Here is a 24,964-nt window from a genome sequence, read left to right as displayed (position 1 = left end):
CATTCTCCGAAAGCTCATGACTATGCCTATCGGCCAATGCTCGCGGAACATGGGAACGAGAATCTGAGTCTCGCGCCAGCACGGCAGTGATGTGGCGATGAAAACAACAAGGAAACCTCATTTGAAACTGCTCGGCATCTTCACCCTGGTCCTTGCGCTCACCGGTTGCAGTTCGATGTTGTTCTATCCCGAGCAAGGTGTTCCGTTCACACCCGACAAGGCGCGCCTGCAGTATCAGGACGTGAACCTCACCGCTGCCGACGGTACGCGCCTGCATGGCTGGTGGCTGCCCGCCAAGGAAGGCGTGCCGGTGAAGGGGACGGTGCTGCATCTGCATGGCAACGGTGGCAACCTGTCCTGGCATCTTGGAGGCGTCTGGTGGTTGCCCGAGCAGGGTTATCAGGTATTGATGCTGGATTATCGGGGCTATGGCGAGTCGCAGGGCGAGCCAAGCCTGCCAGCGGTCTACGAGGACGTTCAGGCCGCTTTCGACTGGCTGAACACTGCGCCGCAAGTGCAAGGCAAACCGCTTGTGGTGCTGGGGCAAAGCATTGGTGGGGCGCTGGCGGTGCATTACCTGTCCGAACACCCGCAGGAGCGCTCGCGGCTCAAGGCGCTGGTGCTGGACAGCGTGCCGGCCAGCTACCGCAGTGTCGCGCGAAACTCGCTGAGCAAGTCGTGGCTGACCTGGCCATTGAAAACGCCCTTGTCCTGGCTGATCCCGGAGGCCGACAGCGCGGTCAACGGCCTCCCAAAACTGGCTGGCACACCGATGCTGATCTTTCACAGCATGGACGACACGCTGGTGCCGCTCGCCAACGGCATCGAGCTGTACAAGGCCGCGCCGCCACCGCGCGTATTGCAATTGACCCGCGGCGAACACGTACAGACGTTCGCAGACCCTCTCTGGCGTCAGGTCATGCTGCGCTACCTGGACGACCCGACGCATTTCAACGGCCTGCGCCGCCTCGCGGAAGTGCCCAACTACCCGACCCCTGCAACACCGCCAGCGCCATGAGCCGCGAGCGTAACCTCAACGGCATGATCCTCAGCGCGGTGGGTGCCGTCATCGGCACGGTGGGCTGTCTGTGGTTTTACGGCTACCTGCACTTCGCAAAGCCCGAGGATGCACTGCTGCTCGGTGAATTCACCCTGCTCAAAACCGTCCCCGGCGAGGATTACAAGGTCGCTGCCACGCCAGCCGCCGAGGTGGCGCAGTGCGTTGATGGCGTACTGGTGTTGTTCGATACGTCGCGGAAAGGTCTGTCGGGCGTATTGATCGATGACCGTAGGCAGGCAGTGCGTTGCCTCGACCAGCAAACGCCTCGGCAATAACGACAGCCGTAAAAAACCTCGCCCATGAAAAAGCCCCGCCTGTATGCGCAGGCGGGGCTTCGGTGCAGCAGCTCAGTCGCTTATTTCATCGAAGAGCGTGGTGCAACAGGCTGGTTGTCGTTGGAGATGGTGACTTCCACACGACGGTTCATGGCGCGGCCCGAGTTGCTGGAGTTGTCAGCAACCGGGTATTCCTTGCCATAACCCATGGTCACAACGCGCGCTGGGTCTACACCCATGCGTACCAGAGCCATACGCACCGAGTTGGCGCGACGCTCGGACAACGACTGGTTGTAGGAAGCCGAACCGGTGCTGTCGGTGTAGCCTTCGACAATCACTTTACGGTCCGGGTTTTCCTGCAGGAAACCAGCCAGCTTGCCAATGTCGCCCTGGGCGGTTGGCTTCAGTTCGGCCTTGTTGTAGTCGAACAGCACGTCACCGAAAGTTACCAGCGTACCGCGTTCGGTCTGCTTGGCGTTCAGGCTGTTTTTCAATGCGGCGATCTGTGCGTCACGTGCTTCCAGGCGTGCTTTTGCACGGTCGGCAGAAGCGTTTTGCAGCGCTGCTTCAGAAGTCCGCAGGGCGATGGTCTGCTTGGCCAGCTCGATACGCTGGTTGGTCAGGTACGACAGTTGGTCGACTTTCTGTACGTCGTCATCGTTGCGGAAGGCTTGTTCTGCCTTGGTCAGCCATTCGCTGGCGTCCTTGGTTTCAAGGGCTGCGACTTGAGTGGCCTGAGGGTTGGTCTGCAGCGCGGTGAAGTTGCTGCGAGCCTGTTCCAGGTTAGGGTTTGGCTTGGTTGCACAGGCTGCCAGGGCAACGCTCATGGCCAGCAGAGCAGGGATCATCAATTGTTTGCGCATAATAAGGTCGTCCTTTAATCAGTTACGAATTCATGAAAACGGAAGGGTGTGCGGGGCAATCACTGCACCTGACGCAGGCCTTCTTCACGGAGTTCGTTGACGCCTTGACGAGCGTCCTGCACGGCCTTGGCAGCTTTGGCGGCCTGAGATTTACGTTCTGCTACACGAGCGTCCCACTCGGCCTGTTCAGACAGTCGGCGTGCTTCTTCGTATTTGTGATCCTGCATGGCCAGATCAGCAGCTTTGAGCTTGTCCTGAGCCGACTTCATTTCCACCGCCGCGAACTCGGTACCGCCAGCGCTGACAGCGCTGTTGACGGCCGATTGCGAAACCGCGTACTGCTCGGAAGGCGGGTTACCGGCACAACCGGCCAGGATAAAGGTGCTACCGAGTGCCAGCGCAGCTAACTTGAGACCGCGCAGGCCTTTGAATTTGGTTTTGGCAGTTAAGGTGTTCATGTTGATCAACTCCAATGTCTGACTCCAACGTGGTTATCCATGACAGTCGTTGCATCAAGTCCGGGCATCAGGTTCTACAACCGCCTACTGCCTTTCGGGCTTTCCTGTAATGGTTAAATGTTCCGACCTTCACGGTTTTTGAATAGTTCAGATAAATATCTACTGGCCGGTCAGGAATTTTCAGAAGCATTCAGATGAATGCCAATATGTTGGCCATCATATGAAGGGGTGTGGAGCCACAATCAATGACCCTGATGGCGTTCAGGTTTTTGCTGAAGCATTTGTCCAATTGCAGGCTTTTGGTGCACTGTTGGCACAGCGGATTTGAATTCACGTACGCCCGTGCTGCCGAGCGGGTACGCAACTGAGCCCAGATAAAAAACGGGAGAGGAACGATGGCCGATATCGATGCGCGTCTGCGCGAAGACGTTCACCTGTTGGGTGAGCTGTTGGGGAATACGATTCGTGAGCAGCGAGGCGCTGAATTTCTCGACAAGATCGAGCGTATTCGCAAAGGTGCCAAAGCGGGCAGACGTGGTTCGGCGGAAGGGGCTGAACAGCTCAGTTCCAGCGTCGACGGGCTGGGTGATGACGAACTGCTGCCGGTTGCGCGTGCCTTCAACCAGTTTCTCAACCTGGCCAATATTGCCGAGCAGTATCAGCTCATGCACCGCCGCGACGATAAACAGCCGCTGCCATTCGAATCGCGAGTACTGCCCGAGCTGCTTGATCGCCTCAAGGCCGAAGGCCATTCACCCGACGCCCTGGCGCGTCAGCTGAGCAAGCTGGAAATCGAACTGGTGCTGACTGCGCACCCGACCGAGGTAGCACGTCGTACGCTGATTCAGAAATACGACGCCATCGCTGCGCAACTGGCCGCACTGGATCATCGCGATCTCAACAGCAGCGAGCGCACACAGATTACTTCGCGCCTGCAGCGGCTGATTGCCGAGGCCTGGCACACCGAAGAGATCCGGCGCATCCGACCGACCCCGGTCGATGAAGCCAAATGGGGTTTCGCGGTCATTGAACACTCCTTATGGCACGCCATTCCAAACTACCTGCGCAAGGCTGACCATGCGCTGCATGCGGCCACCGGCCTGCATCTGCCCCTGGAAGCCGCGCCGATCCGTTTTGCTTCATGGATGGGCGGCGATCGTGACGGCAACCCGAATGTCACGGCTGCGGTCACCCGCGAAGTGTTGTTGCTGGCGCGCTGGATGGCGGCTGACCTGTATTTGCGTGACGTGGACAATCTCGCCGCAGAACTGTCGATGCAGCAGGCTAGCGACGCTCTGCGTGCCAGCGTGGGTGACAGCGCCGAGCCTTATCGGGCGGAACTCAAACGCCTGCGCGAGCGCTTGCGTGCGACGCGCAACTGGGCCAATGCCTCACTAAGCGAAACCCTGCCTGCGCCGGAAGCGGTGCTGCAAGACAACCGTGAACTGCTCGACCCGCTGATGCTGTGCTTCCAGTCGCTGCACGAATGCGGCATGGGTGTGATCGCCGACGGGCCGCTTCTGGATTGCCTGCGTCGGGCCGTCACATTCGGTCTGTTCCTGGTGCGTCTGGATGTTCGCCAGGATTCCAGCCGTCACTGCGCAGCGATGACCGAAATCACTGATTATCTGGGGCTGGGTCGCTACGAAGAGTGGGATGAGCAGACCCGTATCGACTTTCTGTTGCGTGAATTGAATAACCGCAGGCCGCTGCTGCCGAGCTACTTCAAGCCGGCAGCCGATACCGCAGAGGTGCTGGCAACCTGTCGGGAGGTGGCGGCCGCTCCGGCGGCGTCGCTGGGGTCTTATGTGATCTCGATGGCCGGCTCGGCCTCGGATGTGCTGGCCGTGCAACTGCTGCTCAAGGAATCCGGGCTGCAGCGGCCCATGCGTGTGGTACCGCTGTTCGAAACCCTGGCCGACCTGGATAACGCCGGTCCGGTGATCGAGACACTGCTCGGGCTGCCGGGCTATCGCTCGCGTCTGCACGGGCCACAAGAAGTAATGATCGGCTATTCCGACTCGGCCAAGGATGCCGGCACGACGGCGGCAGCCTGGGCTCAGTACCGCGCGCAGGAAAGGCTGGTGGAGATCTGTCGCGAGCAGCAGGTCGAATTGCTGCTGTTTCACGGCCGCGGCGGTACAGTCGGTCGTGGCGGCGGTCCGGCGCACGCGGCGATTCTGTCGCAGCCGCCGGGTTCTGTGGCCGGGCGCTTCCGGACCACCGAGCAAGGGGAAATGATTCGTTTCAAATTCGGTCTGCCGGACATCGCCGAGCAGAACCTCAACCTTTATCTGGCTGCCGTGCTGGAAGCGACCCTGTTGCCGCCGCCACCTCCACAACCGGCGTGGCGGACGATGATGGACCAGATGGCCGGCGATGGGGTCAGCGCCTACCGCGCGGTGGTGCGCGAGAACCCGGAATTCGTCGAGTATTTCCGCCAGGCGACACCCGAGCAGGAGCTGGGGCGTTTGCCACTCGGCAGCCGTCCGGCCAAGCGCCGCGAGGGCGGTGTAGAGAGTCTCCGTGCCATTCCGTGGATCTTCGCCTGGACGCAGACGCGTCTGATGCTGCCCGCCTGGCTGGGCTGGGAGGCTGCACTGAGCAAGGCACTGGAGCGCGGGGAAGGCGAGGTACTGGCGCAGATGCGTGAGCAGTGGCCGTTCTTCAGAACGCGCATCGACATGCTGGAAATGGTCCTCGCCAAAGCCGATGCGGACATCGCCCGACTCTACGACGAACGTCTGGTCAGCGCCGAGCTGCAACATTTGGGCGCACATTTACGCGACCTATTGTCGCAGGCGTGCAATGTGGTTCTGGGGCTGACCGGGCAGACGCAACTGCTGGCCCACAGCCCTGAAACGCTGGAATTCATCAGCCTGCGCAACACCTACCTTGACCCGTTGCATTTGCTCCAGGCAGAGCTGTTGTCGCGTTCGCGTAATCGTGAAGCCAGTCTGGACAGTCCTTTGGAACTGGCGCTGCTGGTGTCTGTAGCGGGGATTGCTGCCGGTCTGCGCAATACGGGCTGATGGATCAGGCCGATGCCATCGTCGGGCCTTTTTGGTCCGGCGATGGCCAGCGCGGGATTTGCAGGCTGGCCTGCCGTAAACCTTGATACAGGTCATCTCACTCTGAAATCAAGGCTGACAAGCCGGTACGCCTGCGGTTACTGCGACTTTCGGCGGCTTGTGCGGCCTCGGTCTGCTGTGTATCTTGATCAGCCTTTCGGCCTATTGGCCTGATTCATTTTTTAGATTGGCCCCCGAGGCGAATCCGATGATTTCACTATAAAAAATTTGAGGAGCATGACGATGCGCGTGATTCTGCTGGGAGCTCCCGGGGCCGGTAAAGGTACTCAGGCAAAATTCATCACTGAAAAGTTCGGCATCCCGCAGGTTTCGACAGGCGACATGCTGCGCGCTGCAGTCAAGGCTGAAACCGAGCTGGGCCTTAAGGCCAAAAGCGTTATGGACTCGGGCGGTCTGGTTTCCGATGACCTGATCATCGGCCTGATCAAGGACCGTCTGGCCGAGCCGGACTGCGCGAACGGCGTGCTGTTCGATGGTTTCCCGCGCACCATTCCACAGGCCGAAGCCCTGTTGAAAGCCGGTCTGGAAATCGACCATGTACTGGAAATCGCCGTCGATGATGAAGAAATCGTCAAGCGCATGTCCGGCCGCCGGGTTCACGAAGGTTCCGGGCGCATTTACCACACCATCTTCAATCCACCGAAGGTTGAAGGTATCGATGATGTGACTGGTGAGCCGCTGCTGCAGCGCAAGGACGACGTCGAAGAGACCGTGCGTCATCGCCTGTCGGTGTACCACGCCCAGACCAAGCCGCTGGTCGAGTTCTACAGCAAGCTGGAAGCGAAGAACGGCAAGCCCAAGTGCAGCCATATTCCGGGCGTCGGTTCGGTTGAGGACATCACTGCAAAAGTACTGGAAGCTCTTAAGTAAGGCTCTCGGTCTGAACAATAAATGGCCCGCTTGCGGGCCATTTGTCATTTATACTGCTGCACTTTTTCATATTGACCACGACGGAAACACCGATGACCACCTTGCTGGCCCTGGACACCGCCACTGAAGCCTGCTCGGTCGCTTTGCTGCATGACGGCAAGGTGCTGAGCCACTACGAGGTGATTCCGCGCCTGCACGCCCAGCGGCTGCTGCCCATGATCAAAACCCTGATGGCTGAGGCGGGCATTGCCATGTCGGCGCTGGACGCCATCGCTTTCGGACGCGGGCCTGGTGCATTCACCGGTGTACGTATTGCCATCGGCGTCGTGCAAGGCTTGGCATTCGCCCTGGAACGTCCGGTACTGCCTGTTTCGAACCTCGCCGTACTGGCGCAGCGCGCCTGGCGCGAGCACGGCGTGTCGCAAGTGGCATCGGCCATCGATGCGCGCATGGACGAGGTGTACTGGGGCTGCTATCACGAGACCGCTGGCGAGATGCGTCTGTTGGGCGACGAAGCTGTGATGGCGCCCGAACTGGCCACGCTGCCTGCGCAGGCCAGCGGTCAATGGTTTGGTGCCGGTACGGGCTGGGGCTACGCAGAGCGTATTCCGGTCAGCCTGGCAGGTCATGATGCAGCCATGCTGCCGCACGCGCAGGATCTGTTGACGCTGGCGACCTTTGCCTGGCACCGCGGCGAGGCCCTGCCTGCAGATGACGCTCAGCCGGTTTACCTGCGTGACAAGGTGGCTACGCCGAAGGCGCGTTGAATGAACGGGGGGCGGGAATTGCACGACAGCCTGCCGCTTTCATGAGGATGTCTTTTCGATACCCGCCAACCAGTCAGCCAGTTTTTGAAAAATATCAGTTTGCCATCTACCGTTTATCGTGCAAATGGTCTTTAATCTCATTTGGCGATAACAGTTTGCAATATATGTGGTCTAGTTATCGTTACGCAATTTGCGAACTACAAGGCAGTAACGCTAAATTGCCACTATCGACGCCGAGTACATAATCGATGCGCATAGACGGAACCTCATCACGCTCGTATCCCATCAAGCGAAAGCCGCAGAAAACGCCTTCGACCGTCGAAGGTTCTTTTGAGGAAGTCGTAGTTGATGCCGAGCTGCCGCCGCCTCCAGCGCGCGCTCGCCGTGAAACGGGTGATTCAACGATTGGCAGCACTGCCAACGTACCTGCGCGTCCGCAAGACATCATTTTCCCGCGCTCCATGAGCTCTCGTGTCGCCCATGCGCTGGCCAGTTATATGGCCACTGCCAGTTTTGTCGATTGGGACCTTGAAGTATCGGGGCTCGATCTGCACGTCTGATTGTGTCTCGTCTGCCTTACTACGTCGGTTGTCCGTCATGGAGTGAAAACGCCTGGCGAGATTCGCTGTACCCCGCAGATGCCCGCCCCAATGATTTCCTGAATCTCTACACTCAGGTATTCAACGCTGTCGAAGGCAATACCACGTTCTATGCCCGTCCCGCCGCCACCACGGTGCAGCGTTGGGCAGAAACAATGCCCGACGATTTTCGCTTCACCGCCAAATTCCATAAAGACATCAGCCACAACGGCGATCTTCGTGAGCAGGTGGGCGCCGCTGAAGAGTTTATTCGCCTGCTTGCGCCGCTGGGTGGGCGTATCGCGCCGTTCTGGCTGCAGTTGCCCGCCAGCTTCACGCCGCAGCGTCTGGCCGAGCTGGCCGGCTTTCTCGACGAGCTCAACGTGCCGCTGGCCGTGGAAGTGCGCAATATGGCGTTTTTCATGAAGGGTGACGAAGAGCGCATGCTCAATCGCCTGTTGCTGGACCGAGGCGTCGAGCGCATCTGCCTCGATTCCCGGGCATTGTTCAGCTGTGTATCGACTGATCCTGCAGTCCTGCACGCCCAATCGAAAAAGCCCAAGGTGCCGCCTCGTCCGGCTGCGCTGACCCTGTTTCCCCAAGTGCGCTTCATCGGCGGTCCGGACCTGGAGGCCAACGATCAGTTTCTGCTGCAGTGGGTTGAGAAGGTCGCCGTGTGGATCGAAGAGGGGCGCACGCCGTATGTGTTCCTGCACACCCCTGACAACATCAGGGCTGCCGAGCAGGCCATGCGCTTTCATCAGCAACTGATGGCGCGATTGCCTGGCTTGCCGGCATTGTTCGAACTGGATCGCGGGCCTCAGGTGGAACAGTTGGGCTTGCTCTGAGGTCTTCCAGGTGTGGGCTGATGAAGTCCGACCTTGTGGAGAGCCCGCTTATGGATTCGCAACTGCGCTGTTTTGCCCCTGTTTGTAAACGCTTCATCCGATTCGCACCTGTTGCCCGGTTCAAGGGTTGAGCATGCGCATGCTGCTGGTATTCCTGCTGCTCTGCGCAATGGCTGCATTCGCAGTCTGGCGTGGCTGGGTCGATGTCCCCGAGCGCTGGAACCCATGGGCACCGCTGGATGTGCGGGCCGAGCCCAACTTTCTGACGTCTTACAAGCTGTCGCGACTGCGCAACGATCCCGCACTGTGCGATCAGGTGCTGAGTTCGTCTGGGTTGCGTTTCAGTCGCCAGGCCGACAGTGATCCTTCTGCTCGTTGCCCTCTGCAAAATACTCTGCGTATTCAGGGGGGCGACATGGCGCTGAGCAGTAGCTTTCTGGCCAGTTGCCCGTTGGCGGTCGCCTATGCGCTGTTTGATATCCACACATTGCAACCTGCCGCTCAGGCCGTTTTCGGCCAGCGCGTAGCGCGGATCGATCACTTGGGCAGCTTTGCCTGCCGCAACATCTACAACCGCGCCAATGCTCGGCTCAGCCAGCACGCCACGGCCAATGCGCTGGACATGGCAGGTTTTCGCCTGGCAGACGGTCAGCGCATCGGTGTGCTCAAGGATTGGGGCGATGAGGGGGACAAGGGGCGTTTTCTAAGGCTGTTACGTGACGGTGCCTGCAAAAACTTCAGTACGGTGCTCGGGCCGGAGTACAACGCGGCGCATCGCGATCATTTTCACGTCGACATGGGGCGCTGGTCGGTGTGTAAGTAAGCGTTCGGGGCTTATGCCGCCATCCGCAGGTTTTGCAGGATCAGCGGACGTGCCCAGCCGTTCTCGTAGTCGAACTGACGCTGTTGGGCGGCAATGGTCTGCTCATCCAGCGGCTGGGCAGGCTTGTCGGCCAGTTCCCATTCGAATTCGGCAATCGGCAGATGCAGCGGGCGTGGCTGCGGGCCAGGGCCTGGTTTGACGCTATCGTCATAAAGGTTCAGGACGGTAGGGCGCACCCAATGGCTCTCGAATTCCAGATGGCGTTGCTGTTCGATCATTTCAGCCATGCTGAACGGCTCGGCAGGCGGAGGCAGCAGATCAAGGTCGAATTCGGCAATCGGCAGGAACAGCGGCTCTGGAGGCTTGACCTCGGTGTCGGTGACCGGGCAGGTACGTTGCTCGACGATCTTGCTCAGGGTTTTTGCGCCAGCGACCGGTTCGCCGGTTTCTACATCCACCTCGACAGCCGTCGGGTGGACGGGTACTGAAGCGCTTTCACTGACCTGATCCGCCATCGCCCGGGCAAATGCATCCGACCACAGCTGCGTCACACCACCCAGTGTGCGGCTGTTGCGTACGCTAAAGTCGCCTGAGTGCGACAAATAGCCTATGGATGATTGAACAATCTCTGACATAGCGATCAGTACTGGCCTTGGGTCTGGCAAAATGCCGGATACTTGGTTATCGGCAGATTTTGCCGATCATTAACAATTTTTGAGTGTGTAAGCGCAATGATTGATCAGCAAGCAGGCAGTCGTATCCGGGTCGAAGCCCTGGCCGTTGGCGAACAGGAGCAGGCGGCACAGTGGGCGCAGCGCCTGGGCCTGCCGTTGAGCGACGCGCACGCTGATTTTGCACTGCAATTGACTGAACACGGGCTGCAATTGCAGCAGTTGGGCGATGATGCACCTGGCGCCGTACGTGTCGATTTTGTCGAGGGCGCGGTGGCTCATCGGCGGTTGTTCGGTGGCGGGACCGGGCAGATGATTGCCAAGGCGGTCGGTATTCAGCCGGGCATTCGCCCCAGCGTGCTGGACGCAACGGCAGGTCTTGGCAAGGATGCATTCGTGCTGGCAAGTCTGGGCTGCGACATGAGCCTGATCGAGCGTCAGCCGATCATCGCTGCATTACTGGAGGATGGTCTGGCTCGCGGGCGCGGTGATCGTGATGTCGGCTCCATCATTGCCCGTATGCGCCTGTTGACCGGCAACTCGATCGACATCATCCGCGCCTGGACAGGGGAGCCGCCCCAGGTGATCTACCTGGACCCGATGTTCCCGCACCGGGAAAAGACCGCGCTGGTGAAAAAGGAAATGCGTCTGTTCCGGCCGCTGGTCGGTGATGACATGGACGCGCCTGCGTTGCTGGAGGCCGCACTGGCGCTTGCCACCCACCGCGTGGTGGTCAAACGCCCGCGCAAGGCCCCCTGCATCGACGGCGTCAAGCCGGGCTATGCGCTGGACGGCAAATCCAGCCGCTACGACATCTACCCGAAGAAGGCTTTGAAGCCCAAGGCAGCCACAGACGAGAGCGGTGCATAGCGCCTATCGTCGACAGCCCGAGTCAAACGCAGATGCGCCTGTGAATACAGGCGCAAACACCGCACTCAAAGCGCGCCAAAGACCTTCTTCGCCAGGCCCGTAGCTGCAGCAGCAGGGTTGGCGCGAATGCTTTCTTCCTGTTTGGCGATCATTTCGAACAGCCCGTTCAGCGCCTGTTCGGTCACGTAGCCTTCAAGATTTGCACTTTTGCTGTCAAGCGCGCCAAGCGCCGCCGCCTTGCCGGCAAAGGCGTTGTACTTCTGCGCCAGACCGACCTGATCGGTGGACTTCTTGACGATAGGCAGGAACTTGGCGCGGATCTGCTCGCGGCTGGTGCTGCTCAGGTACTGGGTGGCCGAGTCCTTGCCGCCGCCGAGAATGGCCTTGGCGTCGGTTACGCTCATCTTTTTCACTGCATCTACAAGCAGTGCCTGAGCTTGAGGCACGGCGGCTTCGGCGGCCTGGTTCATGCTGGTTTCCAGCTGATCGACTTGAGCGCCCATGCCGAGCATTTTCATCTTTTTCGCGATCTGGCCGAGTTTGCCCGGCAGCTCGATACGCACCTCTTCATTTTTGCTGAAACCGCCGGGAACGCCGAGTTGTTTGACGGCGACCTGTGCGCCTTGAGTCAGGGCATCCTTGAGCCCACCGGTCGCGTCCGATTGCGAGAGGTCGCCCAGCGATAGAGCGAAGACGTTGGCCGACAGTAGAAGGCCTGCGCACAGGCCGGCCAGGGTGAACGAAAAACGAGGCATGAGAGCGTCCTTGTTGAAGTGGGTTCTGACCTGAACCCGGATCGATAATGGTGCGGTGCGTGATCAAGCGTATCAGGAAGTCGCGACAGGCACTTGCACCTGCGAGCGATGGACGTCAATCGATGTTGAGGGGGAGGAAGCCTTGTGAAACGACAACGGCGCGCCGAGGCGCACCGTTGAAGGGAGCAATCAGTGCTGAACGGATCAGCCGGCTGCCTGAATGACCTTGATCAGCAGGCCTTTCTGGTCTTCGTGGGTCAGCTCGACCGAATGAACGGTATCGTTGATCCATACCAGCGTGCCGTTGTGTTCGATTCGTGCCGACAGGGAGTAGCTGTGGCCCTGAACGGGATAGCGGTCGGCGGCGTAGTTCAGTTCAAACGGCAGCGGCACCTGGTGAGTAATCTCTGTTTCGCTGACATCGATGACATGGGCCGGTGCGTCAGCAAGGCTGATGTCATTCAGCGCAACAATCAGCTTGCAGCCAGTTGGCAATGCGATGCGTGGCAGGTAATAAACTTCACCCTGAAGGCGTACTAGGGGTTCGCTGGACATTTCAATTTCCTTATTTGATAAGTACCAGTCATTGGTACCCACCAAACCCTAGCAGGGGCCAGAGAGCAGAAAACAGCTGTCTAAAGATCCCTGCCAGGTTACGGAAAAGCCCTACGTTTTCTCTTGATCGCTTCCCACATCCTGCTCCTCTTCATTGCTGTGCAAGGCCACTTGCCGTATCGAAAGACGGATTTCGGCAGACAATACTCGCTTGGCCGCACCTTCCGCCAGTTCTCCCAGCATCGGGTGATAGCTCAGCTTGCCGGCACTGTCCTTGCGCAGCACACCCAGGTCCAGGAGGGTCTGGATGAAGTGCCGGAACAGGCTCTTGTCGAAGAACTCCGGCGCATTGAGGCCATGCAGAATCGACAGGCGCTGGGCCATGACCGTGCACAGGTCCTCGAGCTGCTCGGGGCTCAGCGTGTTCTGCCCGCTGTTGAGCAACAAGGCAATCGCCATGTAGAAGCGCTGCAGGGTCTGGGCGATGGCGCGGGACAACAGGGTCAGCAAGACGAACTCGCGTGAACTGGGCTCCGGGCGCACGTAGGCGTCCTTTTTGAAGCGCAACAGACCTTGTTCCACGAACGCAGCCAGCCATTGATCGACCACTTCATCCAGCTCGTTCAGCGGCCAGCGAATGAACAGTTCCGATTGCAGGAACGGGTACAGCGCACGTGTGTAGCGCAGGATCTGTTCGCGGGTCATGCGCGACGAGCTCTGGAAAAAGCTCGCCAGCAGCGAGGGCAGGGCGAAGATGTGCAGGACGTTGTTGCGGTAGTAGGTCATCAACACCGCATTCTGTTCGTTCAGGTACAGAATTTTGCCCAGCGCGTCTTTTTGTTCGGCGAGCAGGTCCATGCCTTTTACGTGCTCGATCAGCGAACGGCCATCACCTTCCGGCAGTGTCGTGTGCGGGGAGTACGGAACGGCGCGTAGCAAGGTCAGGTACAGGTCGAGAACCCGCTCCATGGCCTGATCGTCCAGCGCCAGTCTTTGCGTCGACAATAACGCCACGGCAACCAGGTTCATCGGGTTGACGGCAGCGGCTTCGTTCAGATGCTGGGCCACACGCTCACCCAGGCGGTGCGTGGTCTCGCTCAGCCATTCGGGGCGAAATTGCGGGTCCAGCTGCTGTTCGCGCCAGTCCGGTTGTTCGCCATCGAGAAACTCGGCCAGTTTGATCGGCGCACCGAAGTTCACCGAGACCTGACCGAAGCGCTGCTTCAGCGCGCCGATGACTTTGAAGATATCGAAGATCGACTCTTTCTTCTTGGTTGCGCCGCGCAGTTCGCCCAGGTAAGTACGGCCTTCCAGAACACGCTCGTAGCCGATGTACACCGGGATAAAGACGATGGGCATCCGCGAGTTGCGCAGGAAGCTGCGCAGGGTGATGGCGAGCATGCCGGTTTTCGGTTGTAGCATGCGTCCGGTGCGTGAACGGCCGCCTTCGACAAAGTATTCGACCGGAAAGCCCTTGATGAACAGCGTGTGCAGGTACTCGGTGAACACCGCCGTATACAGCGGGTTACCCTTGAACGTGCGGCGCATGAAAAATGCCCCACCACGTCGCAGCAGGCCGCCGACCACAGGCATATTCAGGTTGATGCCGGCGGCGATGTGCGGCGGCGTGAGGCCGTTGCGAAATAGCAGGTAAGACAGCAGCAGATAATCGATATGGCTTCGGTGGCAAGGCACATAAATGACCTCATGTCCCGGTGCGACTTCCTGAACGCCTTCGATGTGGCTGACCTTGATGCCGTCGTAGATCTTGTTCCAGAACCAGCTGAGCACCACCTCCATGAAACGGATCACCGAATAGGTGTAGTCCGAGGCGATCTCGTTGCCGTAGCTCAGCGCCCGTTCCCGGGCCTTTTCCTGGGTGATGTGTTCACGCTCGGCCTCTTCGATGATCGCCTGCTTGACCAGCGGTTCGTCCAGCAGACCTTTGACCACCGTGCGCCGGTGCGACACGTCCGGGCCGATCACGGCGCTTTTCAGGTTGCGAAAGTGCACGCGCAGCAGACGTTGGGTCATGCGCAGCGTCAGCTCGTAACCTTTGTTTTCACCCACCAGTTCGCGCATGTGAATGGGCGCGGAAAACTGCACGCGGGTCTTGCGGCCCAGAATCAGAATGCTGACCAGACGGCGCAAACGGCCGGTCACCGCCCAGCTGTCGGCAAAAAGCAGCTTCCAGGCACTGGATTCGCGGTCAGGTGACTGGCCCCAGAACACGCTGACCGGGATGATCTGCGCGTCTTCGCCGGGGTTCTGGCTGACGGCTGCGACCACACGCTCCAGCGTCGGGGGCGCACCACGCTTGTCCTGGCGACCGAGCCAGTCGGGGGAGGGGGTCAGGTAAAAGAATGCGGCGGGCTCGATCAGGTTGCCAACCGCTACCGACAGCATCGGACGAGGTAGACCGGCTTTACGGCATTCTGTATCGATCACTGCCAGGTCGCTGATTGAAGGCGATTGCAGTGCATAGAACACCGGGCGACTGCGGTCCAGATTCAGCGTAAAAGACGATTGATTGATGGTTTCCGAGCGAACCCAGAGATACAACAACCGGCGCAGGGTGCCGAACACAAGACGACGGAATGGAGAGCGGGTCATACGGCTTCTGCTGAGTGAGGGGCGGGCGGCTGCCCTGGATGGGCGCCAGTGTGACGTATCCCGAAGCGATCGGCAAAAGCGCCGGTGTGCCCGCTGAACGGATCAAGTCCGAATGACCGCTTGCCGAGCCAGGCTCACCTGACGACGGCACGTATCAGGAACGTCGCGGCGAAAAGTCTTACGCGGTTCGCCAGGTAATCTCTTCCTCACCGTCGGCACTGACGCGTATCCAGCGGTCAGCAGTTTCGTCGCTTTCTTCTTCAACCCAGGTGCCCGGGGCGCAACGTACTTCGACGTTCAAGGCCTTGAATGCGGCGCGTGCGCAGGCGATGTCGTCTTCCCACGGGGTCTGATCGCTGTCCAGATGCAGGCTGTTCCATTTGCCGACTGCTCTGGGCAACCAGGTCACGGCTACAGTGCCCGCTGTGCATTTCCAGGTCTGGCCTTTCTGCTTCCAGTCGCTGCAGGAGCCCAGCGCGTCGCCGAGCCACTGGGCGATTGCCTTGTGATCGACGTCTTCGTCTTTCAGGTAAATCTCGATATCGGGTTGGCGCATGGGGGCCTCTGTTGAATGCTTATTGCAGTACGAAATAATCGTAGCGCATGGAAACGGTGACCTTGAAAGGTCCTGGTTGCTCGATGACCGCTGCCCGACGTTCGGCGCTGGCGCGCCAGCCGTGAGGTGTCATGGCCAGCAGATCGGCGCGGGACTGGCTGTCGATCAGCTTCAGCGTATAGCGCAGGGTTTCGCTGTGTTGCAGCTGCATGTCTTGTGGCACCAGCGACAGGTGCTTGTCGTCGGCGTAATCGCGCACTTCATCATAGAGCCGCTGACGCAGCTCCATCAGATGCTCATTGGTCGGGCCGACCCGCATCAGTCCGCCGCCCGGGGTCAGCAAGCGCTTGGCTTCCTGCCAGTCCAGCGGGCTGAACACACTGGCCAGAAACTGGCAACTGGCATCCGGAAGTGGCACACGGGCCATGCTGGCGACCATCCAGGTCAGCGTCGGGTCACGACGGCAGGCGCGCTTGACCGCCTCGCGGGAGATGTCCAGCGCATAGCCATCGGCATGGGGCAAAGCTTCGGCAATCTGCGCGGTGTAATAACCTTCGCCACAGCCGATGTCCAGCCAGCGCGCCGGGGATCGCTCGGCGGCCAGTTCAGCCAGACGCCGGGCTACCGGAGCGTAGTGCCCGGCATTGAGAAAGTCGCGTCGCGCCTCGACCATGGCCTGATTGTCGCCAGGGTCGCGACTGTTCTTGTGCTGCACCGGCAACAGGTTCAGATAACCCTGACGGGCTCGGTCGAAACGGTGATTGGCCGGGCACACCACGCCGTTGTCGGCAGTGCTGAGCGGCGCTGAGCAGATCGGGCAGGTCAGCATCAGGCGAGCAACTTGACCAGAGTCTGGTAGTAGATCTCGGTCAGCACATCGAGGTCGCTGGCCAGAATACGTTCGTTGACCTGATGGATCGTTGCGTTGACCGGCCCCAGTTCGACCACTTGGGTGCCGAGGGTGGCGATGAAACGACCATCGGAGGTTCCGCCGCTGGTCGAGGCTTTAGTCTCACGGCCCGTTACGCTTTTGATGCTGGAGGACACAGCGTCCAGCAACGCGCCCGGCTCGGTGAGGAACGGCAGGCCGGACAATGCCCAGTCCACGTTCCAGTCGAGTTCATGCCTGTCGAGGATATCGGCCACGCGCTGTTGCAGGCCTTCTACGGTCGACTCGGTGGAAAAACGGAAGTTGAAGACCGCCACCAGATCGCCGGGGATGACGTTGGTGGCGCCGGTGCCAGCGTTCAGGTTAGAAATCTGGAAGCTGGTTGGCGGGAAGAAATCGTTGCCGTGGTCCCAATGCTCGGCAGCCAGTTCGGCCAAGGCCGGAGCGGCCAGGTGAATCGGGTTCTTCGCCAGATGCGGGTAAGCCACATGGCCCTGCTTGCCGCGCACCGTCAGCGTGGCCCCCAGCGAACCGCGCCGACCGTTCTTGACCACATCGCCGACCAGCGTGGTGCTCGACGGCTCGCCGACGATGCACCAGTCCAGGCGTTCCTTACGTGCTGCGAGGCGCTCGACCACGGCTTTGGTGCCGTGATGCGCCGGGCCTTCTTCGTCGCTGGTGATCAGGAATGCCACCGAGCCCTTGTGATCAGGGTGATCGGCGACAAAGCGTTCGGCCGCCACCAGCATGGCCGCCAGACTGCCTTTCATGTCTGCCGCGCCACGTCCGCAAAGCATGCCGTGCTCGTCGATCAACGCATCGAACGGATCGTTCTGCCAATTCTGCAGCGGCCCGGTCGGAACCACGTCGGTATGACCGGCGAAACACAGTACCGGGCCGTCGGTGGTGCCGTGGGTGGCCCAGAAGTTGTCGACGTCTTCGATGCGCATCGGCTCCAGCTTGAAGCCGGCATCGCCCAGGCGCTGCATCATCACGGCCTGGCAATCGGCATCGACCGGCGTCACTGACGGACGGCGGATCAGATCGCAGGCGAGTTGGAGGGTGGGCGAGAGGTCGGCTGGGGCCGTCATGTACAGAACTCCGGTAGCAAGACTTTGGGCGCGAAAAGGCGGATATCTTAAAGCAAAACGACGACCTGAGGCCGTCGTTTATCGCGCCCGGTGGATATGTCAGGCAGTGGATGTGGCGGGGCGGGTTGCGCGAGCGGACAGGACGGCCATGGTTATGGCTGCCAGATAAGGGACTGATTGTGCGAAAAGCATGGTTATCCAGAATCCCAGGTCTGGATCGATGGTGTCTTTTCGGATGCAGAGAAGTATGATCGCAGCCCACCAAAGCAATATCATGCACACATCTTCTGCGGCTTCCTGTACGGCTTGGCCGAACCGGGTGTGTGCAGTCTGCTTGGGCGTGCGAAAAAACGGCAATCCTGACGTGAACAATGCTGACAGCACGGCTTTGCCTATGACGGAATAGAGCGCCGTGCTCGCCAGCATCGCTGCCAGTGCGTCTTTGATGTCTGTATTGGCCAGCCGCTGGTAGAGGGTAAACGCCTTGAATATTCCCAAAACGAACATCAGCAATAATGAGGCCGAAAACAACCAGGGCACCGGTTCAAGCAGGTCGGGCTCAACGATCATTGCCATCGACCACAGCAGCACGGCCAGTGCCAGGAAGTAATTGACGCCGCCTGCCATCCACGGCACCCACCCGGCGATAAAGTAATAACGCTGGACAGGCGTCAACGCGGTACCGGTTCCCGCCAGCAAACTTCCTGCATGCCGCTTGAATATCTGCATGGCACCATAGGTCCAGCGGTAGCGCTGTTTTTTAAAGTCCATGAAAGTGTCGGGCATCAACCCTTTGCCGTAACTGATGGCGGCATAGCCGGTAGAAAAGCCGTTCTCCAGTATTCTCAATCCCAGTTCAGCATCCTCGCAGATACACCATTCTGCCCAGCGCAGCCGCTGCAGTACGGATTTGCGAATCAGGGTCATGGTGCCGTGCTGAATGATTGCGTCGTGGTCGTTGCGGATCACCATGCCGATATTGAAGAAAACGCGATACTCGGCCTCGCAATAACGTTTGAACAGACTCTCGTCCCCGTCACGATAATCCTGAGGTACCTGAATGACGGCGATGTCCGGGTCCGCAAAGTGCGACACCATATGTTTGAGCCAGTGCCGATGCACGCAATAGTCGGCGTCGATGGCTGCGACTATTCCGGCGTCCTCGGCCGTGTATTCCAGCAGGTAATTCAGGGCGCCGGCCTTGAAGCCGCTTAGCCGATTGACGTGAAAGAACCGGAAGCGAGCTCCCAGCTGTCGACAGTACGCCTGGACGGGTTTCCAGATGTTCGGGTCTTGAGTGTTGTTATCGATTACCAGCACTTCAAAATCCGGATAATCCAGTTTTTGCAATGCGTCGAGAGTCAGCTTCACCATGTCCGGAGGTTCGTTGTAGCAGGGTACATGTATGGAAACCTTGGGCCACGGGCCTGGATAGGCACGTATTGGCGGAAAGGATCGCGGATTTTCCGCTCCCCAGAACGACTCCAGAAACTCGTAACCCTGTGTGACCACGACGATCATTAGGCAGGTGGCCCATGCCAGAGCAATGGGCAGGGCTATCCATGCGGATAACGGCTGCGCGTAACTCATACCGACCCAGACCAGCACGGCGTACGCCACAGCGCACATTACCGCTGTTGTTCGCCAGGCGTCAGGCTGCAAACCGGCGATTATTCTCGGAATTTCCGACTGCCAACTGGCGCGTGTTTTCACAGGACCCTTCAGTTGCAGCTTCATGTTGCGCTGTGCATCAAACAGGCCCCAGTGCGGCCCTGGCAAACCTTGCGAGGTCTTCCACGGCTGATCGAACGCTTCCATGACAAAGTAGTCGTGGCCTTGCTGTTCGAGTAGAGAGAGCTGATGACGCAGATAAATCGACTGTTCTGCACGATACGTTGTTATGCGCCTTCTGAAGTTGCCTTTGCCGGGCCAGCCAACTTCGGAAATGATCAGGGGTTTGTCGGGAAACATCAGCTTCAGTTCGTTAGCCCGCGCAAGTACTCGTGCGCTTGCTTCGGTCACCGGCACAGCCTCTTTGAACGGCAGTATATGAGCCGCTATGAAGTCCGCATGTTCGGCCAGTTCAGGCGTCTCGTGCCATTGCTGCCATCCTTCCGAGGTCGACACCGGAACTTCGACATAGCGTCGTGCAGTGTTCATATAGGCAATCAGTTGATCGACGGTCACATCGTTGCGCAGCAGTGCTTCATGTCCGATGAGTAAGCGCTGGACGCTGGAGAATCGATTGGCCAGGTCTACGCCGGTCAGCAAGTCCCGGTCATTATGTTTCTCGTCCCAAGTGATCCATACGCCGAGTGTGACGCTCATGCCCAATGCCTCGGCGATCTCGGGAATACAGGCCAGCGTACCCTCCACTGAATAGGTTCTTATGTGTCGAGTCAAAGGCCGGATCAGCAGCAGGTCTTCGGTAATTTGCTCGCGGGTCGGATAGAGGTGCGTGTACGGACTCTGCCCAGGACGAAAAGGGCTGTATGAGACCCCCGGGATATTTTCAGGCCAGTCCGGAACCTCGCTGGCCATTGTTGTTAATGAATGGGCTGGCCATATGTTCCCCTTGGATAGATTGTCATCCATGTCTGCAATGTGCTCCATGCTTGTTGCGCTGGTGCCGCGAGTTCCCTTCGCGTTGGTTAACCTTAGTCGCCTTCGTTCATTGCCGTTTGCAATGCTTAGACTCTTTTCCTCGGGCGTTTCCAAAAACGGAATGGCGTTTAAGCAGTCAGCGTTGATCGTTCTAACATCATTATTTTTTACTTCCCTTGAATCTCTGGGTCAGCTCGTCAACGGATAAGGACCTTGCCTGCCGGGAACAAGTCAGGTGTCTTGTCGTCGACAAACCCCTATAATGCGCGCCGGTTTTTGAGGTATTGGTCATGAGCGCAGAAGATCCACGTTTCGCTGGCATCGCCCGTCTTTATGGCGTCGAGGGGCTGGCACGCCTGCGCGCGGCTCATGTGGCCGTGGTCGGTATCGGCGGCGTGGGCTCCTGGGCTGCGGAAGCGATGGCGCGCAGTGGCGTGGGTGAGATTTCGCTGTTCGACATGGACGATGTCTGTGTCAGTAACAGCAACCGCCAGTTGCATGCACTGGACAGCACGGTCGGTCGGCCGAAGGTCGAGGTAATGGCTGAGCGTATCCGCGCGATCAACCCCGATTGCATCGTGCACGCGGTGTCTGATTTCGTGACCCGCGACACCATGGCCGAGTGCATTACCCCGGACATGGACTTCGTGATCGATTGCATCGACAGCGTCAACGCCAAGGCTGCGCTGATTTCATGGTGCAAACGACGCAAGATTCAGATGGTCACCACCGGGGGCGCCGGCGGGCAGATCGATCCGACCCTGATTCAGATCGCCGACCTCAACCGCACCTTCAATGACCCGCTGGCCTCCAAGGTGCGTTCGACCCTGCGTCGGGATTATGGCTTTTCACGCACGCCTAACCGTCACTACAGCGTGCCTTGCGTGTTTTCCACTGAACAACTGCGCTACCCCAAGCCGGATGGCAGCATTTGTCTGGAAAAGAAATTCGTCGGCGAAGGCGTAAAGCTCGATTGCGCCGGTGGTTTCGGTGCAGTGATGATGGTGACCGCAACCTTTGGCATGGTTGCCGCCACCCGAGCGGTGGACAAACTGGTAGCGGGCACGCGACGGCCTTCGGAGCGGATCAAGCCAGCGCTTGTAACACCCGATCAGGCTTGAGTCAGCTGGCGCATCTTCTGCAGTACGGCATTCAGGCCGTTGCTGCGCGAGGGTGAGAGCTGGCGGGCGAGGCCCAACTGATGGAACCAGTCAGGTAAATCCACGGCTGTCAGCTCCCGTTCCGACAGGCCGTTGACACGCGCCAGTAGCAGCGCCACCAGGCCGCGAATCAGTCGCGCGTCGCTGCCGGCCCGAAACAGCCAGGCGTCGTCGCTGACTTCGCCGGTCAGCCAGACCTTGCTTTCACAACCGTGTACCAGATTGTCGTCGGTCCTTTCTTCGTCACTCAGCGGCGCAAGTTGATCACCCCATTGCATCAGCAGGCGTGCGCGCTGTTCCCAGCCTTGCGGCCGGGAAAAACTGTCGAGCGCAGTTTGCGCTAAGGGCGGCAGGCTCATCGAAGCAGCTCCAGTGCTTGATCCAGTGCGCTGAAGAACTGCAGCAGATCGTCCGAATCGTTGTACAGCGCCAGTGACACGCGAATCGCGCCGGGCAGGCCAAGGGTCTTGAACAGCGGCATCGCGCAGTGATGGCCGGCGCGTACGGCAATGCCCTGCTCGGTCAGCAGGTGGGCCACATCAGCATTGTGAACGCCATCGACGACGAAGCTGACCAGTGCCAGATCCGGCGAGCCCAGAACTTGAATGCCGTCCCGCTGCTGCAGGCCCTCGAGCAGGCGACGGTGCAGTCTGGCTTCATGTTCTGCAACCGCCTGATGGTCGAGACTGTCCAGGTAACTCAGGGTAGCGCCCAGACTGATCACACTGGCAATGGGCGGGGTGCCCGCCTCGAAACCCAGTGGTGCCGGACGAAATTTCGCGTGCTGATAATCGGCTGTCAGCACCATCTCGCCGCCGAACTGCCAATGCGCGAGGCTGGGCAGCGCCTCGTTGCGTCCATAGAGCACGCCGAGTCCTTCCGGGCCATACAGTTTGTGGCTGGAAAACACATAAAAATCGCAGCCCAGCGCCTGCACATCATGGCGTCCGTGCACCACGCCCTGCGAGCCGTCCACGACGGTGAGTGCGCCTTGGTTCTTGGCCAGTGCGATGAGGCGGGCAAGGGGTTGCCAGGTGCCGAGCACGTTGGAGAGCTGGGTGACTGCGAGCAGGCGTGTGCGCGGTCCGATCAGGCTGGCTGCCGCGTCGCAGTCGATCACGCCGTCGATGTCCAGCGGCAGAACCACCAGTTTCAGGCCCCGACGCTGAGCCAGTTGCTGCCATGGCAGCAGATTGGCGTGATGTTCCAGCGCGCTGATGGCGATCTCGTCGCCCGCCGCGAATTCATGTTCCAGCCCGTAGGCCAGCAGGTTCAGCGCAGACGTTGCGCCGTGGGTGAAGATGATCTGGCCGTTCTCGCCGGCATTCAGCCAGCGGGCGACCTTGCCACGGCTGGCCTCGAACGCTTGAGTGGCGTGTGCGCCGGGCAGATGCTGGGCGCGATGCACATTGGCGGCACCGTTGGCGTAGTAATGAGTCAGGGCGTCGAGGAGTGCCTGAGGCTTTTGCGTCGTGGCGGCGTTGTCCAGATAGGTCTGGCCTTGCCGTTGCAGCGCAGCGATGGCGGGGAAGTCGCCGCGCCAGGGAGAGAAGAGGGGCATTGTTCGTCCAGCGTGTGGAGGCGGGTTCAAAGCCGTCAGCCTTGAACCCGCACACAGCATCAGTTATGAGCGTGCAGTGCTTCGTTCAACTCGACGGCCGACTTGTGGGTTTTGCATTCCACTGCGCCGGTCTGAGAGTTGCGACGGAACAACAGGTCGGTCTGACCCGCCAGCTCGCGAGCCTTGACGATCTTGACCAGCTCATTGTTTTCGTCGAGCAGCGCGACCTTGGTACCCGCGGTCACGTACAGACCCGATTCCACGGTGTTGCGATCACCCAGCGGGATGCCAATGCCGGCGTTGGCGCCGATCAGGCAGCCTTCACCGACCTTGATGATGATGTTGCCACCGCCGGACAGCGTACCCATGGTCGAGCAGCCTCCGCCCAGATCCGAGCCCTTGCCGACGAATACGCCAGCGGAAACGCGGCCTTCGATCATGCCCGGGCCTTCGGTACCGCCATTGAAGTTGACGAAGCCTTCGTGCATGACGGTCGTGCCTTCACCGATATAGGCGCCCAGACGCACGCGAGCGCTGTCAGCGATACGAACGCCGCTCGGCACAACGTAATCGGTCATCTTCGGGAATTTGTCGACCGAGAACACTTCCAGCAGCTCGCCCTTGAGGCGTGCTTCGAGCTGACGCTCGGCCAGTTCGACCAGGTCGACCGCGCCCTGGCTGGTCCAGGCCACGTTTGGCAGCAGAGGGAAGATACCTGCCAGGTTAAGACCGTGCGGCTTGACCAGGCGGTGTGAAAGCAGATGCAGCTTGAGGTACGCCTCGGGAGTCGACGTCAGTGTGGCGTCTTCAGCCAGCAGGGTCGCGACCAGCGGCTTCTGGCTTTCGGCCAGACGAGTCAGCAGTGCGGCTTGAGTCGCGTCAACGGATTTGGCCGCTTCGGCCAGCTTGTAGGCCAGGTCGACATTGAAGGTGATTGCCTGGTTGCCGCCGGTGTAACCCAGAACCGGTGCGATAGCCGCGACCAGTTCCGCAGAAGGATTGATCAGAGGCTGAGCATAAAATACTTCAAGCCATGCGCCTTGACGATTTTGGGTGCCGACGCCGAAGGCCAGGCTGAACAGGGTGGTGGACATGTAAATACCTCGTGGCTTTATCAAGGGGCTTTCAGTAGCGCTCTGGCTTACTGTAAAGCCGCTGCATACAGGTCAGGCTTGAAGCCGATCAGGGTTTTATCGCCCAGATCAAGCACTGGACGCTTGATCATGGACGGCTGCGCGAGCATCAGTTCTATGGCTTTCGCCTGATCGAGATCGGCCTTTTGTCCGTCTTCGAGCTTGCGAAAGGTCGTGCCTGCGCGGTTCAGCACAACCTGCCATCCGTGTTCATTGCACCACTGCTCGAGGTGCACACGGTCGATGCCCTGGGTCTTGTAGTCGTGAAATTCGTAGCTCGCCGAATGCTCGTCGAGCCAGGTACGAGCCTTCTTCATCGTGTCGCAGGCTTTGATGCCAAATAGAGTGTAAGTCATTGTTTAAGGTGGGGTGGCTGATCTTGCTCGATACTCCCCACGTCCTCTCCTCGCAATTTAGCCGGCTATTATGCCACGTCAGTCAGTTCAGTGTCGTGACAGCGCCAGTACGGTGGCTGAACGAAAATTAGATAATAAGGCTAACCGTCATTAAGAAAACTTCACCCGCTCACGCTTGAGTCGCTGGCTGCTGCGCGCAATTATTACCCGTCATTTGAAGTTTGGGTGCGTTATGTCTGAGCAAGAGAAGAAGCGTCAGGAAGCGCTTGTACGGCAACGTTATTACAGGGAGCGTCAGCGTGCCGAGGGATTCAAGCAGAGTACCCTCTGGATTCACGGTGAAGCTGAAGCCCAGGGCCGGCTGGCTGCCCGCGAAGGAAAGCCGTTGCTGCCCATGCAGTCCCATGATCCGGTCAGTTGGGCGGTCGGCTGGGTGGCGGAAAAGCTGCGAACCCGAGAGTAGTCAGCACTTTTTTCGGGCGGTCACGCCACACGTTGGAAACGTATGGCGCTGTT

The 24,964-nt window shown here is 59.5% G+C and carries 25 protein-coding genes; 11 read left to right on the top strand and 14 right to left on the bottom strand.

The features are described from left to right. The first annotated feature begins 121 nt into the window (after positions 1-121). Together JOE29_RS18095 and JOE29_RS18090 are read left to right on the top strand one after the other, a co-directional pair. Positions 122-1,018 (top strand): alpha/beta hydrolase, encoded by an 897-nt coding sequence (locus tag JOE29_RS18095; protein WP_004418715.1) that lies wholly within the window; start codon positions 122-124, stop codon positions 1,016-1,018. Then, positions 1,015-1,335, top strand: a complete 321-nt coding sequence (locus tag JOE29_RS18090; RefSeq protein WP_074952536.1) for a hypothetical protein — start codon at positions 1,015-1,017, stop codon at positions 1,333-1,335. Before JOE29_RS18095 ends, JOE29_RS18090 begins: the two co-directional genes overlap by 4 nt. An 80-nt stretch (positions 1,336-1,415) precedes the next feature. Here JOE29_RS18090 and JOE29_RS18085 read toward each other — a convergent pair whose 3' ends face one another. Together JOE29_RS18085 and JOE29_RS18080 are read right to left on the bottom strand one after the other, a co-directional pair. Continuing rightward, positions 1,416-2,198, bottom strand: a complete 783-nt coding sequence (locus JOE29_RS18085; protein ID WP_003409263.1) for an OmpA family protein — start codon at positions 2,196-2,198, stop codon at positions 1,416-1,418. A gap of 59 nt (positions 2,199-2,257) precedes the next feature. Then, on the bottom strand, positions 2,258-2,671 hold the full coding sequence (locus JOE29_RS18080; protein WP_003314262.1) for a DUF4398 domain-containing protein: 414 nt from the start codon (positions 2,669-2,671) through the stop codon (positions 2,258-2,260). A 380-nt stretch (positions 2,672-3,051) separates the two neighbouring features. Here JOE29_RS18080 and ppc point away from each other — a divergent pair, with 380 nt between their 5' ends. From ppc to JOE29_RS18050, 6 genes are all read left to right on the top strand, one after another. Next, entirely contained in the window at positions 3,052-5,688 is a 2,637-nt protein-coding gene (gene ppc / locus JOE29_RS18075; RefSeq protein ID WP_058443924.1) for a phosphoenolpyruvate carboxylase, read from the top strand. 282 nt (positions 5,689-5,970) lie between these two features. After that, positions 5,971-6,618: an adenylate kinase gene (adk, locus tag JOE29_RS18070; protein ID WP_003314266.1), complete on the top strand. Its 648-nt coding sequence runs from the start codon at positions 5,971-5,973 to the stop codon at positions 6,616-6,618. Positions 6,619-6,710: 92 nt separating this feature from the next. Continuing rightward, the gene (tsaB, locus tag JOE29_RS18065; RefSeq protein WP_003339614.1) at positions 6,711-7,385 is read left to right on the top strand and encodes a tRNA (adenosine(37)-N6)-threonylcarbamoyltransferase complex dimerization subunit type 1 TsaB; all 675 of its coding nucleotides are present in this window, start codon (positions 6,711-6,713) and stop codon (positions 7,383-7,385) included. 248 nt (positions 7,386-7,633) lie between these two features. Next, positions 7,634-7,945, top strand: a complete 312-nt coding sequence (locus tag JOE29_RS18060) for a hypothetical protein (protein ID WP_003314268.1) — start codon at positions 7,634-7,636, stop codon at positions 7,943-7,945. Between the two features lie 2 nt (positions 7,946-7,947). Further along, a complete protein-coding gene (locus JOE29_RS18055; RefSeq protein ID WP_003422019.1) occupies positions 7,948-8,811 on the top strand; it encodes a DUF72 domain-containing protein in 864 nt (287 codons plus the stop codon). Between the two features lie 133 nt (positions 8,812-8,944). Then, positions 8,945-9,634, top strand: coding sequence for an extensin family protein (locus JOE29_RS18050; protein WP_210079735.1), 690 nt, complete (start codon positions 8,945-8,947; stop codon positions 9,632-9,634). An 11-nt stretch (positions 9,635-9,645) separates the two neighbouring features. Here the strand turns inward: JOE29_RS18050 and JOE29_RS18045 are convergent, their stop codons facing one another. Further along, a complete protein-coding gene (locus JOE29_RS18045) occupies positions 9,646-10,269 on the bottom strand; it encodes an energy transducer TonB (protein WP_210079734.1) in 624 nt (207 codons plus the stop codon). Positions 10,270-10,365: 96 nt separating this feature from the next. Between JOE29_RS18045 and JOE29_RS18040 the strand changes: the two genes are divergently transcribed. Further along, positions 10,366-11,175 carry a class I SAM-dependent methyltransferase gene (locus tag JOE29_RS18040; protein ID WP_210079733.1) on the top strand — a complete coding sequence of 270 codons (810 nt, stop codon included), beginning with the start codon at positions 10,366-10,368 and terminating at the stop codon, positions 11,173-11,175. A gap of 65 nt (positions 11,176-11,240) precedes the next feature. Here JOE29_RS18040 and JOE29_RS18035 read toward each other — a convergent pair whose 3' ends face one another. From JOE29_RS18035 to JOE29_RS18005, 7 genes are all read right to left on the bottom strand, one after another. After that, complete coding sequence (locus JOE29_RS18035) at positions 11,241-11,930, bottom strand: DUF4197 domain-containing protein (RefSeq protein ID WP_003314273.1); 690 nt, start codon at positions 11,928-11,930, stop codon at positions 11,241-11,243. 204 nt (positions 11,931-12,134) lie between these two features. Next, complete coding sequence (locus JOE29_RS18030) at positions 12,135-12,485, bottom strand: YbaY family lipoprotein (RefSeq protein WP_032658422.1); 351 nt, start codon at positions 12,483-12,485, stop codon at positions 12,135-12,137. 111 nt (positions 12,486-12,596) lie between these two features. Next, positions 12,597-15,098 carry a glycerol-3-phosphate 1-O-acyltransferase PlsB gene (gene plsB / locus JOE29_RS18025; protein ID WP_210079732.1) on the bottom strand — a complete coding sequence of 834 codons (2,502 nt, stop codon included), beginning with the start codon at positions 15,096-15,098 and terminating at the stop codon, positions 12,597-12,599. 178 nt (positions 15,099-15,276) lie between these two features. After that, a complete protein-coding gene (locus tag JOE29_RS18020) occupies positions 15,277-15,654 on the bottom strand; it encodes a hypothetical protein (protein WP_003306646.1) in 378 nt (125 codons plus the stop codon). A 19-nt stretch (positions 15,655-15,673) separates the two neighbouring features. Beyond that, positions 15,674-16,483 carry a putative RNA methyltransferase gene (locus tag JOE29_RS18015; RefSeq protein ID WP_044311831.1) on the bottom strand — a complete coding sequence of 270 codons (810 nt, stop codon included), beginning with the start codon at positions 16,481-16,483 and terminating at the stop codon, positions 15,674-15,676. Next, on the bottom strand, positions 16,483-17,634 hold the full coding sequence (dapE, locus tag JOE29_RS18010; RefSeq protein WP_210079731.1) for a succinyl-diaminopimelate desuccinylase: 1,152 nt from the start codon (positions 17,632-17,634) through the stop codon (positions 16,483-16,485). Before dapE ends, JOE29_RS18015 begins: the two co-directional genes overlap by 1 nt. Positions 17,635-17,733: 99 nt before the next feature. Beyond that, positions 17,734-20,175 (bottom strand): glycosyltransferase, encoded by a 2,442-nt coding sequence (locus JOE29_RS18005; protein ID WP_245226892.1) that lies wholly within the window; start codon positions 20,173-20,175, stop codon positions 17,734-17,736. Positions 20,176-20,528: 353 nt separating this feature from the next. Here JOE29_RS18005 and tcdA point away from each other — a divergent pair, with 353 nt between their 5' ends. Continuing rightward, positions 20,529-21,359 (top strand): tRNA cyclic N6-threonylcarbamoyladenosine(37) synthase TcdA, encoded by an 831-nt coding sequence (tcdA, locus tag JOE29_RS18000; RefSeq protein WP_058443934.1) that lies wholly within the window; start codon positions 20,529-20,531, stop codon positions 21,357-21,359. On the opposite strand, the gene JOE29_RS17995 is transcribed toward tcdA, so the two are convergent. Genes JOE29_RS17995 through JOE29_RS17980 form a run of 4 tightly spaced genes read right to left on the bottom strand, consistent with a single transcriptional unit; the run spans position 21,350 to position 24,448 of the window. After that, a complete protein-coding gene (locus JOE29_RS17995) occupies positions 21,350-21,757 on the bottom strand; it encodes a SufE family protein (RefSeq protein ID WP_003339602.1) in 408 nt (135 codons plus the stop codon). The genes tcdA and JOE29_RS17995 overlap by 10 nt on opposite strands. Further along, the gene (locus JOE29_RS17990) at positions 21,754-22,959 is read right to left on the bottom strand and encodes a cysteine desulfurase (RefSeq protein ID WP_024650244.1); all 1,206 of its coding nucleotides are present in this window, start codon (positions 22,957-22,959) and stop codon (positions 21,754-21,756) included. Before JOE29_RS17990 ends, JOE29_RS17995 begins: the two co-directional genes overlap by 4 nt. A gap of 59 nt (positions 22,960-23,018) precedes the next feature. Further along, positions 23,019-24,053 (bottom strand): 2,3,4,5-tetrahydropyridine-2,6-dicarboxylate N-succinyltransferase, encoded by a 1,035-nt coding sequence (gene dapD / locus JOE29_RS17985; RefSeq protein WP_003339600.1) that lies wholly within the window; start codon positions 24,051-24,053, stop codon positions 23,019-23,021. A gap of 47 nt (positions 24,054-24,100) precedes the next feature. Further along, the gene (locus JOE29_RS17980; protein WP_032658440.1) at positions 24,101-24,448 is read right to left on the bottom strand and encodes an ArsC family reductase; all 348 of its coding nucleotides are present in this window, start codon (positions 24,446-24,448) and stop codon (positions 24,101-24,103) included. 232 nt (positions 24,449-24,680) lie between these two features. Here JOE29_RS17980 and JOE29_RS17975 point away from each other — a divergent pair, with 232 nt between their 5' ends. After that, entirely contained in the window at positions 24,681-24,911 is a 231-nt protein-coding gene (locus JOE29_RS17975; protein ID WP_003314288.1) for a hypothetical protein, read from the top strand. Positions 24,912-24,964 lie beyond the last annotated feature (53 nt).

The organism is Pseudomonas sp. PvP009 (assembly GCF_017832995.1).
In the GTDB taxonomy this organism is placed as follows: Bacteria; Pseudomonadota; Gammaproteobacteria; order Pseudomonadales; family Pseudomonadaceae; genus Aquipseudomonas; species Aquipseudomonas syringae.
Note: the sequence above shows the minus strand (reverse complement) of the source record. Positions and strands in the feature narration are given on the sequence as shown.